The 13984-nt window shown below is 72.2% G+C and carries 14 protein-coding genes; 10 read left to right on the top strand and 4 right to left on the bottom strand.

All coding sequences use genetic code 11. From position 1 onward, the window contains the following. Positions 1-42: 42 nt before the first annotated feature. The 3 genes from ACPEH0_RS05835 to ACPEH0_RS05825 are packed head-to-tail and all read left to right on the top strand — an operon-like array spanning position 43 to position 3097. The gene (locus ACPEH0_RS05835) at positions 43-945 is read left to right on the top strand and encodes a 1,4-dihydroxy-2-naphthoyl-CoA synthase (RefSeq protein ID WP_217530675.1); all 903 of its coding nucleotides are present in this window, start codon (positions 43-45) and stop codon (positions 943-945) included. Between the two features lie 8 nt (positions 946-953). After that, complete coding sequence (locus ACPEH0_RS05830; protein ID WP_366213829.1) at positions 954-2108, top strand: AMP-binding protein; 1155 nt, start codon at positions 954-956, stop codon at positions 2106-2108. 11 nt (positions 2109-2119) lie between these two features. Next, on the top strand, positions 2120-3097 hold the full coding sequence (locus tag ACPEH0_RS05825; RefSeq protein WP_366213830.1) for a 1,4-dihydroxy-2-naphthoate polyprenyltransferase: 978 nt from the start codon (positions 2120-2122) through the stop codon (positions 3095-3097). A gap of 3 nt (positions 3098-3100) precedes the next feature. Here ACPEH0_RS05825 and ACPEH0_RS05820 read toward each other — a convergent pair whose 3' ends face one another. Further along, positions 3101-3358, bottom strand: a complete 258-nt coding sequence (locus ACPEH0_RS05820) for a DUF4229 domain-containing protein (RefSeq protein ID WP_217530681.1) — start codon at positions 3356-3358, stop codon at positions 3101-3103. Between the two features lie 77 nt (positions 3359-3435). Here ACPEH0_RS05820 and ACPEH0_RS05815 point away from each other — a divergent pair, with 77 nt between their 5' ends. From ACPEH0_RS05815 to ACPEH0_RS05805, 3 genes are read left to right on the top strand one after another with little or no spacing between them, the layout of a single operon-like run. Continuing rightward, complete coding sequence (locus tag ACPEH0_RS05815) at positions 3436-3831, top strand: PLD nuclease N-terminal domain-containing protein (RefSeq protein WP_253035346.1); 396 nt, start codon at positions 3436-3438, stop codon at positions 3829-3831. A 1-nt stretch (position 3832) separates the two neighbouring features. After that, positions 3833-5620, top strand: a complete 1788-nt coding sequence (gene menD, locus ACPEH0_RS05810) for a 2-succinyl-5-enolpyruvyl-6-hydroxy-3-cyclohexene-1-carboxylic-acid synthase (RefSeq protein ID WP_366213831.1) — start codon at positions 3833-3835, stop codon at positions 5618-5620. Between the two features lie 56 nt (positions 5621-5676). Continuing rightward, complete coding sequence (locus ACPEH0_RS05805) at positions 5677-6534, top strand: PPK2 family polyphosphate kinase (RefSeq protein ID WP_366213832.1); 858 nt, start codon at positions 5677-5679, stop codon at positions 6532-6534. A gap of 4 nt (positions 6535-6538) precedes the next feature. Here ACPEH0_RS05805 and ACPEH0_RS05800 read toward each other — a convergent pair whose 3' ends face one another. Then, entirely contained in the window at positions 6539-7327 is a 789-nt protein-coding gene (locus ACPEH0_RS05800) for an alpha/beta fold hydrolase (RefSeq protein ID WP_311285388.1), read from the bottom strand. A gap of 197 nt (positions 7328-7524) precedes the next feature. Further along, positions 7525-8925 (bottom strand): HNH endonuclease signature motif containing protein, encoded by a 1401-nt coding sequence (locus ACPEH0_RS05795; RefSeq protein WP_366213834.1) that lies wholly within the window; start codon positions 8923-8925, stop codon positions 7525-7527. 370 nt (positions 8926-9295) lie between these two features. Here ACPEH0_RS05795 and ACPEH0_RS05790 point away from each other — a divergent pair, with 370 nt between their 5' ends. Both ACPEH0_RS05790 and ACPEH0_RS05785 read left to right on the top strand, forming a co-directional pair. Beyond that, positions 9296-10066 carry an alpha/beta fold hydrolase gene (locus ACPEH0_RS05790; protein WP_366213835.1) on the top strand — a complete coding sequence of 257 codons (771 nt, stop codon included), beginning with the start codon at positions 9296-9298 and terminating at the stop codon, positions 10064-10066. Next, a complete protein-coding gene (locus ACPEH0_RS05785; protein WP_366213836.1) occupies positions 10063-10755 on the top strand; it encodes an esterase/lipase family protein in 693 nt (230 codons plus the stop codon). Before ACPEH0_RS05790 ends, ACPEH0_RS05785 begins: the two co-directional genes overlap by 4 nt. A 29-nt stretch (positions 10756-10784) precedes the next feature. Here the strand turns inward: ACPEH0_RS05785 and ACPEH0_RS05780 are convergent, their stop codons facing one another. After that, a complete protein-coding gene (locus ACPEH0_RS05780; protein ID WP_423719423.1) occupies positions 10785-12029 on the bottom strand; it encodes an isochorismate synthase in 1245 nt (414 codons plus the stop codon). Positions 12030-12108: 79 nt separating this feature from the next. On the opposite strand from ACPEH0_RS05780, the gene ACPEH0_RS05775 reads away from it, so the two are divergent. Next, entirely contained in the window at positions 12109-12855 is a 747-nt protein-coding gene (locus ACPEH0_RS05775; RefSeq protein WP_366213838.1) for a demethylmenaquinone methyltransferase, read from the top strand. Between the two features lie 23 nt (positions 12856-12878). Continuing rightward, complete coding sequence (locus tag ACPEH0_RS05770; RefSeq protein WP_311285397.1) at positions 12879-13940, top strand: polyprenyl synthetase family protein; 1062 nt, start codon at positions 12879-12881, stop codon at positions 13938-13940. Positions 13941-13984 lie beyond the last annotated feature (44 nt).

The following is a 13984-nucleotide window of genomic DNA, read 5'->3' as shown; positions in this document are numbered from 1 at the left end:
CGCGGCATCCGCTCGGCTCGGCCCCGCGCGTAGGCTGGCCGGGTGACCGTCTCCGAGCTCTTCGACCCGGCGGAGTGGACTGCGGCGCCCGGCGCCGAGGCCTACACCGACATCACCGCGCACGTCTCGACGGACGGGCGGATCGCGCGTATCGCGTTCGACCGGCCGGAGGTGCGCAACGCCTTCCGCCCGCACACCGTCGACGAGCTGTACCGCGCCCTCGACACGGCGCGGCAGGACCCGAGGATCGGCGTCGTGCTGCTGACCGGCAACGGTCCGAGCCCGAAGGACGGCGGGTGGGCGTTCTGCTCCGGCGGCGACCAGCGCATCCGCGGTCGCGACGGTTACAAGTACTCAGATGACGAGAGGGCGGTCCACGACCCCGCGCGGGCGGGACGCCTGCACATCCTCGAGGTGCAGCGCCTCATCCGGTTCATGCCGAAGGTCGTCATCGCCGTCATCCCCGGCTGGGCGGCCGGCGGCGGGCACTCGCTGCACATCGTCTGCGACCTCTCGATCGCCAGCGCCGAACACGCGCGTTTCAAGCAGACCGATGCGGATGTCGGGTCGTTCGACGCGGGCTACGGCTCGGCGTACATGGCGCGTCAGGTCGGCCAGAAGGTCGCGCGCGAGGTGTTCTTCCTCGCCGAGGAGTACTCGGCGCAGCGCGCGTACGAGATGGGCGCCGTCAACCGCGTCGTGCCGCACGCCGACCTCGAGCGCGAGGCGATCTCGATGGCCCGGACGATCCTCGGCAAGTCGCCGACCGCGATCCGCATGCTGAAGTTCGCGTTCAATGCGATCGACGACGGGATGGTCGGCCAGCAGGTGTTCGCCGGTGAGGCGACGCGGCTCGCCTACGGTACCGACGAGGCCGTCGAGGGCCGCGACGCGTTCCTCGAGAAGCGCGACCCGGACTGGTCGCCGTACCCGTACCACTTCTGAGTCCCGCGATGCAGCTGCGCCCGCTCGACTCCGCCGATCCCCGCGACGTGCTGCGCGCGCTGCGCTCCGCGGTGCTCGGTGCGGGGCCCGCGGTCGCGCTCGGCGCGGCATCCGATCTTCCGACCGACGTCCCCGCGGGCACGGCCGTCGTCGTCACGACGAGCGGATCGACGGGCTACCCCAAGTCGGTCGCGCTCAGCCGGTCGGCGCTGACCTCGTCGGCGCTCGCGACCGCCGAGCGGATCGGCAGCGGCGCCTGGCTGCTCGCCCTGCCCGCGACCTACGTCGCCGGCGTGCAGGTCATGGTGCGCGCGCTCGTCGCCGGGCGCGACCCGGCGATCCTCGCAGGCTCGTTCACGGCGCAGACCTTCACCGCCGCCGCATCGGCGATGGCCGCGAGCGAGGGCGGGCGCCGCATCCCGACGTACACGTCACTCGTGCCGGCGCAGGTGCAGACGCTGGTCGAGGCGGGGGAGAGGGATGCCGCGGTCGCCCGCGCGTTCGCCTCGTTCGAGGCCGTGCTCGTCGGCGGGCAGGCCCTACCGCCCGCGCTCTCCGAACGGGCCGCGGCCCTCGGCGCCCGGGTCGTCCGCACCTACGGGTCGACCGAGACGAGCGGCGGCTGCGTCTACGACGGGCGGCCGCTCGAGGGCGTGCGCATGCGGATCGCAGACGGCGAGGTGCAGCTGAGCGGCCCGACGCTCGCCGACGGCTACCTCGGCGAGCCCGAGCTCACTGCCGAGGTGTTCGTGCGCGACGCGGACGGGACCCGCTGGTACCGCACGGGCGACACCGGGTCCGTCGAGGACGGCGTGCTGCGGGTGACGGGGCGCCGCGACAACGTCATCGTCTCCGGCGGGGTGAACGTCTCGCTCGACCGGGTCGAGCAGGCCGTGCGCACCGTGCCGGGGCTCGAGGGCGCCGTGATCGTGCCGACGACGGACGAGCGGTGGGGCGCGGCATCCGTCGTCGTCCTCTCGCGGGCGGCGCTCGCCGACCGAACCGAGCCCGACGTGCTCGACGAGGCGCGCCGCGTCGTCGCCGCGGCGATCGGTGCGCCGGCGCGACCGCGCGAGCTGCTCGTGCTCGGCGCGGTGCCGTTGACGACGAGCGGCAAGCCCGACCGGGCACTGCTCCGACGGCTGCTGGCGGAGGACGAATAGGATCCTTGCTCGTGGCCGCATCCCGAAAGACCTCCCGTAAGCCCGCCGCGAAGCGCTCCGGTTCGCGCGGCAACCCGGCGAAGGCGCGCGTCTCGTCCGCCCCGCCGAAGCCCGCCCCGGTGACGGCGCGCGACTGGATCGGCGCCGCGCGACTGCGCACCCTGCCGCTCGCGATCAGCCCGATCCTCGTCGGCACGGGTGCGGCGATCGCCGTCGGCGCCGGGTTCCACTGGGTGCTCGCGCTGAGCTGCCTCGTGGTGGCCGTGTCGCTGCAGATCGCGGTCAACTTCGCGAACGACTACAGCGACGGCGTCCGCGGCACCGACGACCACCGGGTCGGCCCCACCCGCCTCACCGCCTCGGGACGCGTCGCGCCCCGCGCCGTCCTGATCGCGGCTCTCCTCTTCTTCGGGATCGCGGCCGTCACGGGCCTCGCGATCGTCATCCGCACGCAGTTCTGGTGGCTGCTCGCCGTGGGCGCGGTCTGCATCGTCGCGGCGTGGTTCTACACCGGCGGCAAGCGTCCGTACGGCTACTTCGGCCTCGGCGAGCTGTTCGTCTTCGTCTTCTTCGGCCCCGTCGCGGTCATCGGGACGACGCTCGTGCAGGCGGGGTCCGTGCCGCAGGAGTCCTGGGTGCCCTCGATCGCCGTCGGCGCCCTCGCGTGCGGTGTGCTCGTGACGAACAACCTGCGCGACATCGATCAGGACCGCGTCGCCGGCAAGCGCACGCTGACCGTGCTCATCGGCAAGCGCGCGTCGCAGGTGCTCTACACCGTGTTCATGCTCGTGCCGTTCGCCATCGTGCCGGTGCTGGCGGTCTTCTACCCGGTGGCGTGGCTGTCGCTCATCGTGCTGCTCGCGACGCTGTCGGCGACGCTCATCGTCTGGACGTACCGCACCCCGCGGGAGCTCATCGTCGCGCTGCAGCTCAGCTCGCTCGCGTCGCTCGCGTGGAGCGCGTTCATCCTCTGGGCGTACGTCGCCTGAGCGTCAGTTCGCGGCGTCCTCGACGGCTTCGTCGCCCGCGGCACGCTTGCGCGCCGCGCGGGTCTCGGCGATGCCGGTCGAGACCTCGTCGAGAGGGCGACGCAGGAAGAGCATCGAGAGGCTCAGTCCGATCAGGGCCGCGAAGATCGCCGCGAGCCAGTACTGCTCGCGCAGCACCGGGAAGAGCATCATGATCCCGAACGGGACGAAGAAGGCGAGCAGCCGCAGCAGCGCGTAGACGAAGGCTGACCGGGCGCGCATACCGCCATTCTACGGCCGTGCACCCGGGGGTTCGCCCCGGCCGCCTCGGGCCGCGGGCGCGCGCCTAGGATGGAGGAATGGCGCGCGTGTACCTCGTTCTGGCGCTGCTGCTGGCCGCGTTCTGGGTCTACAGCATCGTCGATTGCGCCGTGCAGTCCCCGACCCGTCACCGCGGGGTCAGCAAGCCGATCTGGCTGCTCATCGTGATCCTGCTGCCGGTCGTGGGCGGCATCCTCTGGTTCGTCATCGGTCGCTCGCGCGCTTCGTCGAACCGGGTGGTCTTCCGCGCCCCCGACGACGACCCCGACTTCCTCGGTCGCCTCAACACCACGAGCGATCAGGACGAGCGCATCCGCCGCCTCGAGGAGGAGCTCGCCGCCCTCGACTCCGAGGCGCCCGACCCGCGCGAGCGCCCCGTCGACCCGCCGGCGGACGACGACTCCGACGAGCAGTCGCGCGGGTCGCGTTCCTGACATGACGCGCGACGGATCCGGCCGCGCGCCCGCGACCGACGCTGCGGCGGCGCTGCTCGGCCGGTTGATCGAGCGCGGGCTGCGCCACGTCGTCCTCTCGCCGGGCTCCCGGTCGCAGGCCCTCGCGCTGGTCGCGGCCGAACTCGAGTCGCGCGGCCTCATCCGGCTGCACGTCCGCATCGATGAGCGCGTCGCCGGGTTCACCGCGGTCGGCATCGGACGCGAGGACCGGATGCCGGCGGCCGTGATCTGCACGTCCGGCACCGCGGTCGCGAACCTCCTCCCCGCCGTGCTCGAAGCGCACCACTCCGGTGTGCCGCTGCTGCTGCTGACCGCGGACCGCCCGCCCGAGCTGCGCGGGGTCGGCGCGAACCAGGCCACGCGCCAGCCGGGGATGTTCTCGGGCTTCGTCCGACTCGAATCCGACCTGCCGGTCGCCGAGGCGCTCGCGGACGCGATCGACGGCGACGAGGTGGCGCCGTTCCGCGCCGCCGCCGACGAGGGGTGGGATGCCGCGGTGGGCGCCGGATCCCGCGTCGCCGGGCCCGTGCACCTCAACGTCCCGTTCCGCGATCCGCTCGCCGGTGCGCTGCCGGAGTGGCTGCCGTCGTCGACCGGTGTCGTCGCGGCATCCGACCCTGCGGACGCCGCCGACGAGACCGCCGAAACGGAGTGGGGCGCCCACTACCAGGGCGGCGGGGGCGTCGGTGCGGCGCTCCAGGTCGCCGGTGCGGAGCCGGTCGTGCTCGCGGCGGGGCCGCGGACGGTCGTCGTCGCGGGCGCCGATGCGGGAACTGATGCCGAGCAGTTGGCGCACGAGGGCGGGTACCCGCTCATCGCCGAGATCGTGAGCGGCGCGCGGTTCGGTCGGCATCTCGTGCACGGGTACCGGCGGCTGCTGTCCGACCCCGAGCTCGGCGGCCGCGTCGAACGGGCGGTCGTGTTCGGGCACCCGACGCTGAGCCGCGAGGTCGCCCGGCTGCTGAGTCGCGCGGACGTCGAGGTGCTCGCGGTGCGCGGTCCGGGCGAGCAGCTGAACCTCAACGGCACGACGGTCGCCGTGGACGGCGTGACCGCTCCGTCGGCGGCCGCGGACCGGGAGTGGCTTGGAGCGTGGATGAGGGCGTCGCGGGAGCAGATCGTCGACCTCAGTCCCGCCGCGCCCGATGCCGATGCGCTGTCGTCGGCGGTGCCGGCCGAGCGGTTGGGGGCGATCTCCGCCGAGCTCGGCGCGATCCGCGCGCCCGTCGATCGGGCGGTTCTGGTGGATGCCGTGTGGCGGGCCACGTGGCCGCACGACCGGCTGCTGTTCGGGTCGTCGCGGCTGGTCCGGGTGGCGGACGAGATCCTCGGCGGCAAGAAGGTGCCGGTGCACGCGAACCGCGGGCTCGCCGGCATCGACGGCACGGTCGCGACAGGGCTCGGGATCGCGGCCGCCTCGCAGCGCGGTGCGACGCCGGGGGTCACGCGGGTGCTGCTGGGCGACCTGGCGTTCCTGCACGACGTGGGGGCGCTGCTGCATCCTCCGGCCGAGGGGGAGCCGCGGATCCAGGTCATCGTCGGCAACGACGGCGGCGGGACGATCTTCGACGGTCTGGAGGTTGCCGGGATCGCCGGTGCCGAGGCGTTCGACCGGGTGCAGTTCACGCCGCAGACGGCACGTGTCGAAGAGATCGCCCGCGCGTACGGGTGGGAGTACCGCCGGGTGACGACGCGCGGCGCGCTCGACCAGGCGTTGACGTCGCCGCCCGGGGGACGCCAGATCATCGAGGTCCCGCTGACGCGGTAGCCGCCGCATCCGCAAGACCGTCGCGCGCAGGTCTCCGGCAGGGCAGGATATGCCGCATGAGTGCTGACGATCACTGGACCGGGTCACCGTCGACGCTGTTGCGGGTGGGGGCGGGGTTCCGCCTCGCCGACGTCGACCCGGCGTCGACGCCCGGGTACGACGGCGACAAGAAGTCGGGGCAGGCGGATCTCGCCGCCGCGGCGGAGGAGTTCGATCAGTTGCAGGAGCGGCTGTACGCGCAGAGTCGCACACAGTCGGATGCGCCGTCGGTGCTGCTCGTGCTGCAGGCGATGGATTCGGCGGGCAAGGGCGGGATCGTCCGGCACGTGATCGGGGCGACGGATCCGCAGGGCGTGCATCTGAAGGCGTTCAAGAAGCCGACGCCCGAGGAGCTGGCGCACGACTTCCTGTGGCGGATCGAGCGGGAGGTTCCCGAGCCCGGGTACATCGGGGTGTTCGACCGGTCGCATTACGAGGACGTGCTGATCGGCCGGGTGCGGCAGCTCGCGGCTCCCGAGGAGATCCAGCGACGGTATGGCGCCATCGTCGACTTCGAGGACCGGCTGGCGGAGCGCGGTGTGCACCTCGTGAAGGTCATGCTGCACATCTCAGGCGATGAGCAGAAGGCGCGTCTGACGGAGCGGCTCGAGCGGCCGGACAAGCACTGGAAGTACAACCCCGGCGACGTCGACGAGCGGGAGCTGTGGCCGGCGTACATGGACGCGTATCAGGCGGTGTTCGATCGGACGTCGACGGATCGTGCGCCGTGGTTGGTGGTGCCGGCGAACCACAAGTGGTACGCCCGGTTGGCGGTGCAGGCGCTGCTGATCGAGGTCTTGGAGCGGATCGATCCGCAGTGGCCGGCGGCGGACTTCGACGTCGAGGTCGAGAAGGCGCGGCTCGCGGCGACCTGAGCGGTCAGTCGAGGTGCGAGCGGATGGCGCGGACGACGGCGTCGGGCCGCTCGACAGGGATGAAGTGCCCGCATCTAGGGATGACGTCGAGGCGGACGTCGGTGAAGTGGTCGGGCAGCCTGTCGGTCCAGTCGGTCGAGAACAGCGGGTCGGCGCCGGGCCACAGCATCGTCGTCGGAACGGTGACGGGGGCCGTGTCGGCGGTGTAGCCGCGGTTGGCGACGTACCACTGCAGGCTGGCGGCGAACGCGCCCGGCCGTGCGTAGGCGGCGATGATCTCGTCGAGGTGCGGCGGGGGTGCGGCATCCGCTCGCCAACTGTTCCAGGTGTGGGTGAGGTAGGTGCGGACGGCGCGTTCGTCGCCGTCGATGAGCTGGGTGGCGACGGGGTCGCGGTGGAAGTGCTGGTACCAGAACACGGAGGCGAGGGCGGGGGATGCGGCGCGGTCGCCGACGCCCGGGTAGGCCGGGGTGAGGACGGCGCCGTGGAACCGGCTCGGGTCTGCGCGGAGGGCGGCTTGGGCGATGCGGCTGCCGATGTCGTAGCCGGCGATGATGACGCCGCTCGTGATCCCGGCGTCGTCGAGCTGCCCGAGGACGCGTTCGGCGTGCGATTCGGCGGTGGATGCCTCGACGCTCGGGATGCCGTCGAACCCGGTCCCCATGCCGAGGAGGTCGGGGGTGAGGGTGCGGAGGTCGGTCAGGTCGGCGATGACCGCGTCGTAGTCGGAGGGGAGTCCCGGCCAGCCGTGCAGGAGGACGACGGTGCGGTCGTCGCGGATGTCGGTCGTCATGGCGGCACCCTACAGATCGTCGCGGACGTCGCCGATGACGCGGTCGATCCAGTCGCGGCGGGGGAGGGTGGGGATCGCGTCGCGGGGGAACCAGGCGATCTCGAACAGCTCGTCGCCGTCGGGGGTGGCGTCGCTCGTGAGTTCGCCGTCGTAAGCGGTGGTGACGTATCCGACCTGGTCGCCGTTGGGGGCGGGCGTCAGAAGGGTGCGGGTTCCGCTGGTGTGGTCGGTGGTGGTGGTGGTGGTGGTGCGGCAGGGGTGAAGGCGACGGCCGGGGTGGGTGCGTCTTCGCGATAGGTCCTGCCGAGGGGTGAGGTCCATTCCAGGACGCCACCCTTGAGTTGTCGCACTCTCCACGCGGTGAACTGCTTCATCGAGTGATGCCGTTGGCACAAATGGGCGAGGTTCGATAGTTCTGTCCGTCCGCCGAGGGCGTGATCGTGCGTGTGATCGACCTCACACCGGATCGCCGCGACGCGGCATCCGGGGAACCGGCAGTGCTGGTCCCGGGCTTGCAGGAACCGGCGCATCCCGGAGGGGACACGGTAGGAGTCGGTTGAGACGGTGACCCCGGTGGTGGGGTCGTGGAACAGCCGCTCCCAGGTGTGGGTGCCGCCCGCGAGGGTGCGGGCGGTCGCGGGGTCGATGGGGGACCGCCCGGTCAGGTCGCAGGGCCCGTCGTCCTCGCCGGTGAGTGTCGCTGCGGGGATGAGTACCTGCACACGTGCGCGGATCGCGCCCAGCGGACCGGCGGTGGTGTCGCGGGTGTCGTCGAGCGCTGGTGTTCCCGCGAGGAGCAAATCCGCGAACACGTCCGCCCGGACCTGGTCGATGGAGCGCTGGTCAGTGGCGACGATGGCTGCGGCATCGTCGCTGTCGCTGTGCGCCGTGGCTGCTTCCCCGAACGCGACACCATCCCCGCCGTGCGCAGCGGCGCGCTCGTCGCGGGTGTCGATGATCGCCCTCGCTTGCTGGGTGAGTCGGTCGTGGATGCCCTCGGCGATCACCGTCGAGACGGTCGCGACCACGTCGGACATTCCGTCCCTTCCCGGCACGATCCGGACGCACCGCGTCGCGGCGGCATCCTCGTGCCGCTCCGCGAACGAGCGGGGATGCATCCGGTGGGCGAGGATCTCGAGCTCTCCTCGCACACGGTTCGGGGTGTCCTTCTCGCATCGGCTGATCGCGAGCTGTTCGAACTCGGACCACATCTCCGCCGGCAGACTCGTCCCGGTCTCCACGATCGCGATCGCGTGCCCGCGGACGAGACGCCCCTGCTCCCACGCCTCGACCGTCGCGGGAAACCCTTCGATCAGGGTCCGTGCTTCACCGATCCGCCGTTGCACGGTCCGGTCGGTGAAACGCATGACGCCGCCGACCTCCGCCGCGATCGATCGCAACGCCATGTCGTGGACCTGCACACGCGCGTTGCGTTGCGCGGTCTGCGCTTCCGCCAACTGGCCCGCCGCAGCCAGCGCCCGAAGCTCCCGGACCTGCACCCGAGCGAGTTCGACAGCAACGTCGCCAACCTCAGCGACGATGCCCGCCAGGGCGGCGAGATAGTCCTCGCCACCGGGGGTTTCCGCCGCATCCGTCATACCTGCACTCTGCCAGGGGCCACCGACATCCATCTCGGCAAACCGGGCCCAGAACTCACGTTATGCACAACCTAGAAATGAGAGTCCTCTCATTCTTCGCGGATTCGATGTGCGGCAGAGCTCTCGCACCCTCCGTACCGGCGCAGCCTCGGCATCCAACCGTCAGCGCACTCCGTAATCGCGCCGGATTCGGACACTGTCACCGGATTCGGACCGGAGGCCGCCACCGCATCCGAATCCGCGCCCACCCTCCGAATCCCCACCCGCCGGGCACCCGCCCCACACCCAACCCCACACCGCCAGGTCAACCCCCGCACCACATCTCCCGCACCGGGTTACCGTGAACCTCTCCGGCGACGAAAGGCATCGCGTGAGGGCACGTCCAGACGGGCCGTCGATCCAGGAGGTCACGGTCGGCGGCACCACCTTCCGCGTCGTCCTCTCGCCGCGCGCCGACGCGGCGCACACGTACCTCCTGGTGCACGGCATCGGCATGTCGCACCGCTATCTGCGCCGCCTCCACGCCGAGCTGGCGCACGACCACGCCGTCGTCTCGGTCGATCTGCCCGGGTTCGGCGGGCTCCCTCAGCCCCCGCGGGAGCTCGACGTCCCGGCGATGGCCGCCGCGATCGCCCGCCTCCTCGCGCACCTCGAACTCCCGCCGGTCGTCGCGGTCGGCCACTCGATGGGCAGTCAGTGGGTGATCGAACTCGCCGCGCAGCGTCCCGAACTGGTCACGCACGTCGTCGCGATGGGTCCCGTCGCCGACGACCGGCACCGCACACCCACAGCCCAGGCACTCGCGCTGGCGCTCGACATCTTCCGCGAGCCGCCGCTCGCGAACTGGCTCGTCCTCAGCGACTACGTGCGGTGCGGCATCCCCTGGTACCTGCGGCAACTGCGCCACATGCTCGCCTACCGCATCGAGGACCGGGTGCGAGCGCTCGCACGCCCTCTGCTCGTGATCCGCGGTGCGCGCGACCCCATCGCGGGGGCGGCGTGGTGTCGACGGCTGTCCGCCGGTGCCGCGGATGCCGAGACGTCGGAGATCCCCGGCAGTGGACACGTCGTCCAGCACAGCGCCCCGCGAGTGGTCGCCGACGCGATCGTTGCGTTCCGCGCACGGCAGGAGTCGCGATGACCTCTCTCGTCCGCAACGCGGCGTGGTGGGCGCGCGACTACCTCTACGCGCTGCGCTGGCAGGTCGCCGCGACCCTGACGCGCACCCATCCGCGACAGTTCCTGGCGGGTGAGCTCACGCCCATCGTCATCCTCCCCGGCGGGTACGAGACCTGGCGGTTCATGACGCCGCTCATCCGCGCGATGCACGACCGCGGGCATCCCGTGCACGTCCTGCCGGTGCTCCGGCGCAACCGGCGACCCGTCGACGACGCCGCGGCCCGGGTCGTCGGCTACCTCGCCGAGCACGACCTGCGCGGCTGCGTGCTGCTCGCGCACAGCAAGGGCGGACTGGTCGGCAAACGCGCCATGGTCGTCGACGCGCCCACCGGCCGCGTGGACGGCATGCTCGCCGTCGCGACGCCCTTCGGCGGATCGCGGTACGGCCGACTCATGGTCCTCCCGTCTCTGCGGATCTTCTCGCCCCGCAGCGCGACGATCCTCGCTCTGTCGCGGGAGCACGAGGTCAACGGGCGCATCGTGTCGGTCTACGGCCGGTTCGATCCGCACATCCCGGAAGGCAGTGAGCTCCCGGGCGCCGCGAAGAACGTGCGCCTCGACACGGGCGGCCACTTCCGGGTGCTCGCCCACCCGCGCGTCATCCCGGAGCTGATCGGTCTCTCCGAGGATTCACGATCGGCCGGAGAGTAAGGCCTCTCCTCGCGGACGTCTGACCGCCCTCAGGCGAGCGCGTCGACGATCGGGCGGAACTTCACCCGGGTCTCGAGCATCTCGGTCTCCGGGTCGCTCCCCGCGACGATGCCGGCGCCGGCGTGGGCGATGAGCGCGATGTCGCCCTCGCCGTGCACGTCGAACTGCGCGCAACGCAACGCGATGGCCCACTCGCCGTCGCCGTTCGCGTCGATCCAGCCGACCGGCCCGGCGTAGCGGCCGCGGTCGAACGGCTCGACCCGACGGATCACCTCGAGCGCCGCCTGCGTCGGAGTTCCGGCGACCGCCGCCGTCGGGTGCAGCACCTCGACGAGGTCGAGCGCCGACGCGTGGCCCGAGAGCGTGCCCTCGACATCCGTCGCGAGGTGCCACACGTTCGGCAGTTTCAGCATGAACGGCTCAGGCTCGGCCACCAGCGCGGTCGTGTGCTCGCGCAGCGCGGTCAGCACACTCTGCACCGCGTACCGGTGCTCGTCGAGGTCTTTCGCACTGGTGGCGAGGGCGACGGATGCCGCGGTGTCCGCGTCGGCGTCGGCACCGCGCGCGGCGGTCCCCGCCAGCACACGCGCCGTGACCGTACCGCCCGAGACGGTGACGAGGGTCTCGGGGCTCGCGCCGATCGCGCCGTCGACGGCGAAGGTCCACGTGTCGGGGTAGGCCGAGGCGAGGGCGCGGACGAGTCGTCGCAGGTCCGACCCGGCGGGCACCGACCCGACCAGGTCGCGCGCCAGCACCACCTTGGCGACCTCGCCCGAGGCGATCGCCTCGAGCCCGGCCCGCACCTCCGCCTGGTAACCGTCGGGTGTGCAGGCCCCCGGCCCCACGACCGCCGACCAATGCGGCCCGAAGGGGATGGACTGCGGCTCGGGACGCTCGGGCTCACCGCCGGTGAAGACATGCGTGACCCAGCTCGTGTCGCCCCGACGGCCGATGATCATCTTCGGCACCGTCAGCGTTGCGCTCGACGAGCTGTGGGCGGGGTCGAACGGCAGGGCCCCGAACGCGACGAGGCCGGACCCCGGCATCCGTACCTTGTCGTCGACCTCGGCCGCGGCGCTGACGGCCCGCCACCAGGCGACGGCGGACTCTCCCGCCGGAAGCTCGGCGGCGCGGCCCCAGCCGACGAGCATGTCGCCGCGACGCGACCAGACCGTCGGGTCGTCGGGCGCGGCGTAGGAGAGGGGGTCGTCGACCGGCTCGATGCGGCGGGTGACGGCGCGCAGCCGGGGAGCGCCGAGCGCAGTCGAAGTCACGCTCTCAGCCTAATCCGGCAGCACCCACCCGAGCCTCGCGCGCAGCCCCGCGGCATCCCGCCCCGATTAGGCTCGACACGTGACCGAACAGCCCTCCCGCACCCCGTCCACCCGCGCGGACCTCGGCAAGGATCCCGCGCGCGTCAGCGGCATGTTCGACGAGGTCGCGGCGGGCTACGACCGCACCAACACGATCCTCAGCCTCGGCAACGACAAGCTGTGGCGCATCGCGACGACGCGCGCCATCGCACCGCGGCGCGGGCAGAGGATCCTCGACCTCGCCGCCGGCACCGGCGCGAGCTCGGTCTCGCTCGCCCGCTCGGGTGCCGAGGTCGTCGCGGGCGACTTCTCGGCGGGGATGATCGCCGAGGGCAAGCGGCGGCACGGCGGCATCCCGAACCTGTCCTTCGTCGAGGCGGACGCGACGGCCCTGCCGTTCGGCGACGAGGAGTTCGACACCGTGACGATCTCGTTCGGGCTGCGCAACGTCAACGACCCCGAAAAGGCGCTGCGCGAGTTGCTCCGCGTCACCAAGCCCGGCGGGAGCCTCGTCATCTGCGAGTTCTCGCACCCGCCGGCAGCGCTCATGCGTGGGCTGTACCGCTTCTACAACGACCGCGTCCTGCCCGTCGTCGCGCGGGCGTTCAGCTCGAACGCCGACGCCTACGACTACCTCAACGAGTCGATCCGCGACTGGCCCGATCAGCGCACTCTGGCCGGCCGCATCCGCGCCGCCGGGTGGGGGCAGGTCGCCTGGCGCGACCTGAGCTTCGGGATCGTCGCACTGCACCGCGCGCGCAAGCCCGCAACCCCGGGCCGGGCCTGAGGCGCGACGGGTACGCTGGAGGCATGACCCCCCGTCCCGGTACTCCGGGCTCGCAGATCGCGAGCCGTCTCGGCGTCACCGAGCGCATCTTCGTGGGCCCGCGCATGCGCAAGCTGCTCGCCACGGTCGAAGAGGGGCTCGACCTCGTCGAAGCCCGCCTCGCCGGTGAGCTGAAGGTCGGGGACTCGCTCGCCGACGTCACCTCGCGCTACCTCTACGAGGCGGGCGGAAAGCGGATGCGGCCGATGCTCGCCATCCTCACGGCGCAGCTCGGCTCCGGGGTCACCGACGACGTCCTCGCGGGCGCGACGGCTCTCGAGATGACCCACCTCGGCTCGCTGTACCACGACGACGTCATGGACGAGGCCGACCGTCGCCGCGGCGTTCCCAGCGCCCACGCGGTGTGGGGCAACAGCGTCGCGATCCTCACCGGCGACCTGCTCTTCTCGCGGGCCAGCCAGCTCATGGCGCAGGTGGGCGAGCGCGCCATCCGGCTGCAGGCCGACACCTTCGAGCGCCTCGTGCTCGGTCAGATGCACGAGACCGTGGGGGCGCAGCCGGGCGACGACCCGGTCGACTTCTACCTGCAGGTGCTCAGCGACAAGACCGGTTCGCTGATCGCCGCCGCCGCCGAGACCGGTGTCGTCTTCTCCGACGCCTCCGACGAGTACGCCGCGCCGGTGCGCGAGTTCGGCGAGCGCGTGGGTGTCGCCTTCCAGCTGCTCGATGACGTCATCGACCTGTCGGCCGACGCCGAGGAGACCGGCAAGGTCCCCGGCACCGACCTGCGCGCCGGCGTGCCGACGATGCCCTACCTGCTCCTCGGCCGTGCGACCGACCCGGCCTCGCAGGCGCTCAAGGTCACGATCGACGAGGGTGTCGCCCGCATCTCCGACGGCGCCGATCCCGTCATCCTCGACGCCCCGCTCGCGCAGCTGCGCGACCACCCCGCGACCGAGGCCACCCGCCGTCTCGCGCACGAATGGTCGGACCGCGCCGTCGCCGCCCTCTCGCCCCTCCCGGACGGCCTCGTCCGTGAGGCGCTCACGCGCTTCGCGCAGGTCGTCGTCGACCGCTCCAGCTGATCACCGGCGGAACCGCCGCTTCTTCGTCACGCCCGCGCGCGGGC

The organism is Microbacterium sp. NPDC079356 (assembly GCF_049545465.1).
GTDB lineage: Bacteria > Actinomycetota > Actinomycetes > Actinomycetales > Microbacteriaceae > Microbacterium > Microbacterium gawkjiense.
Note: the sequence above shows the minus strand (reverse complement) of the source record. Positions and strands in the feature narration are given on the sequence as shown.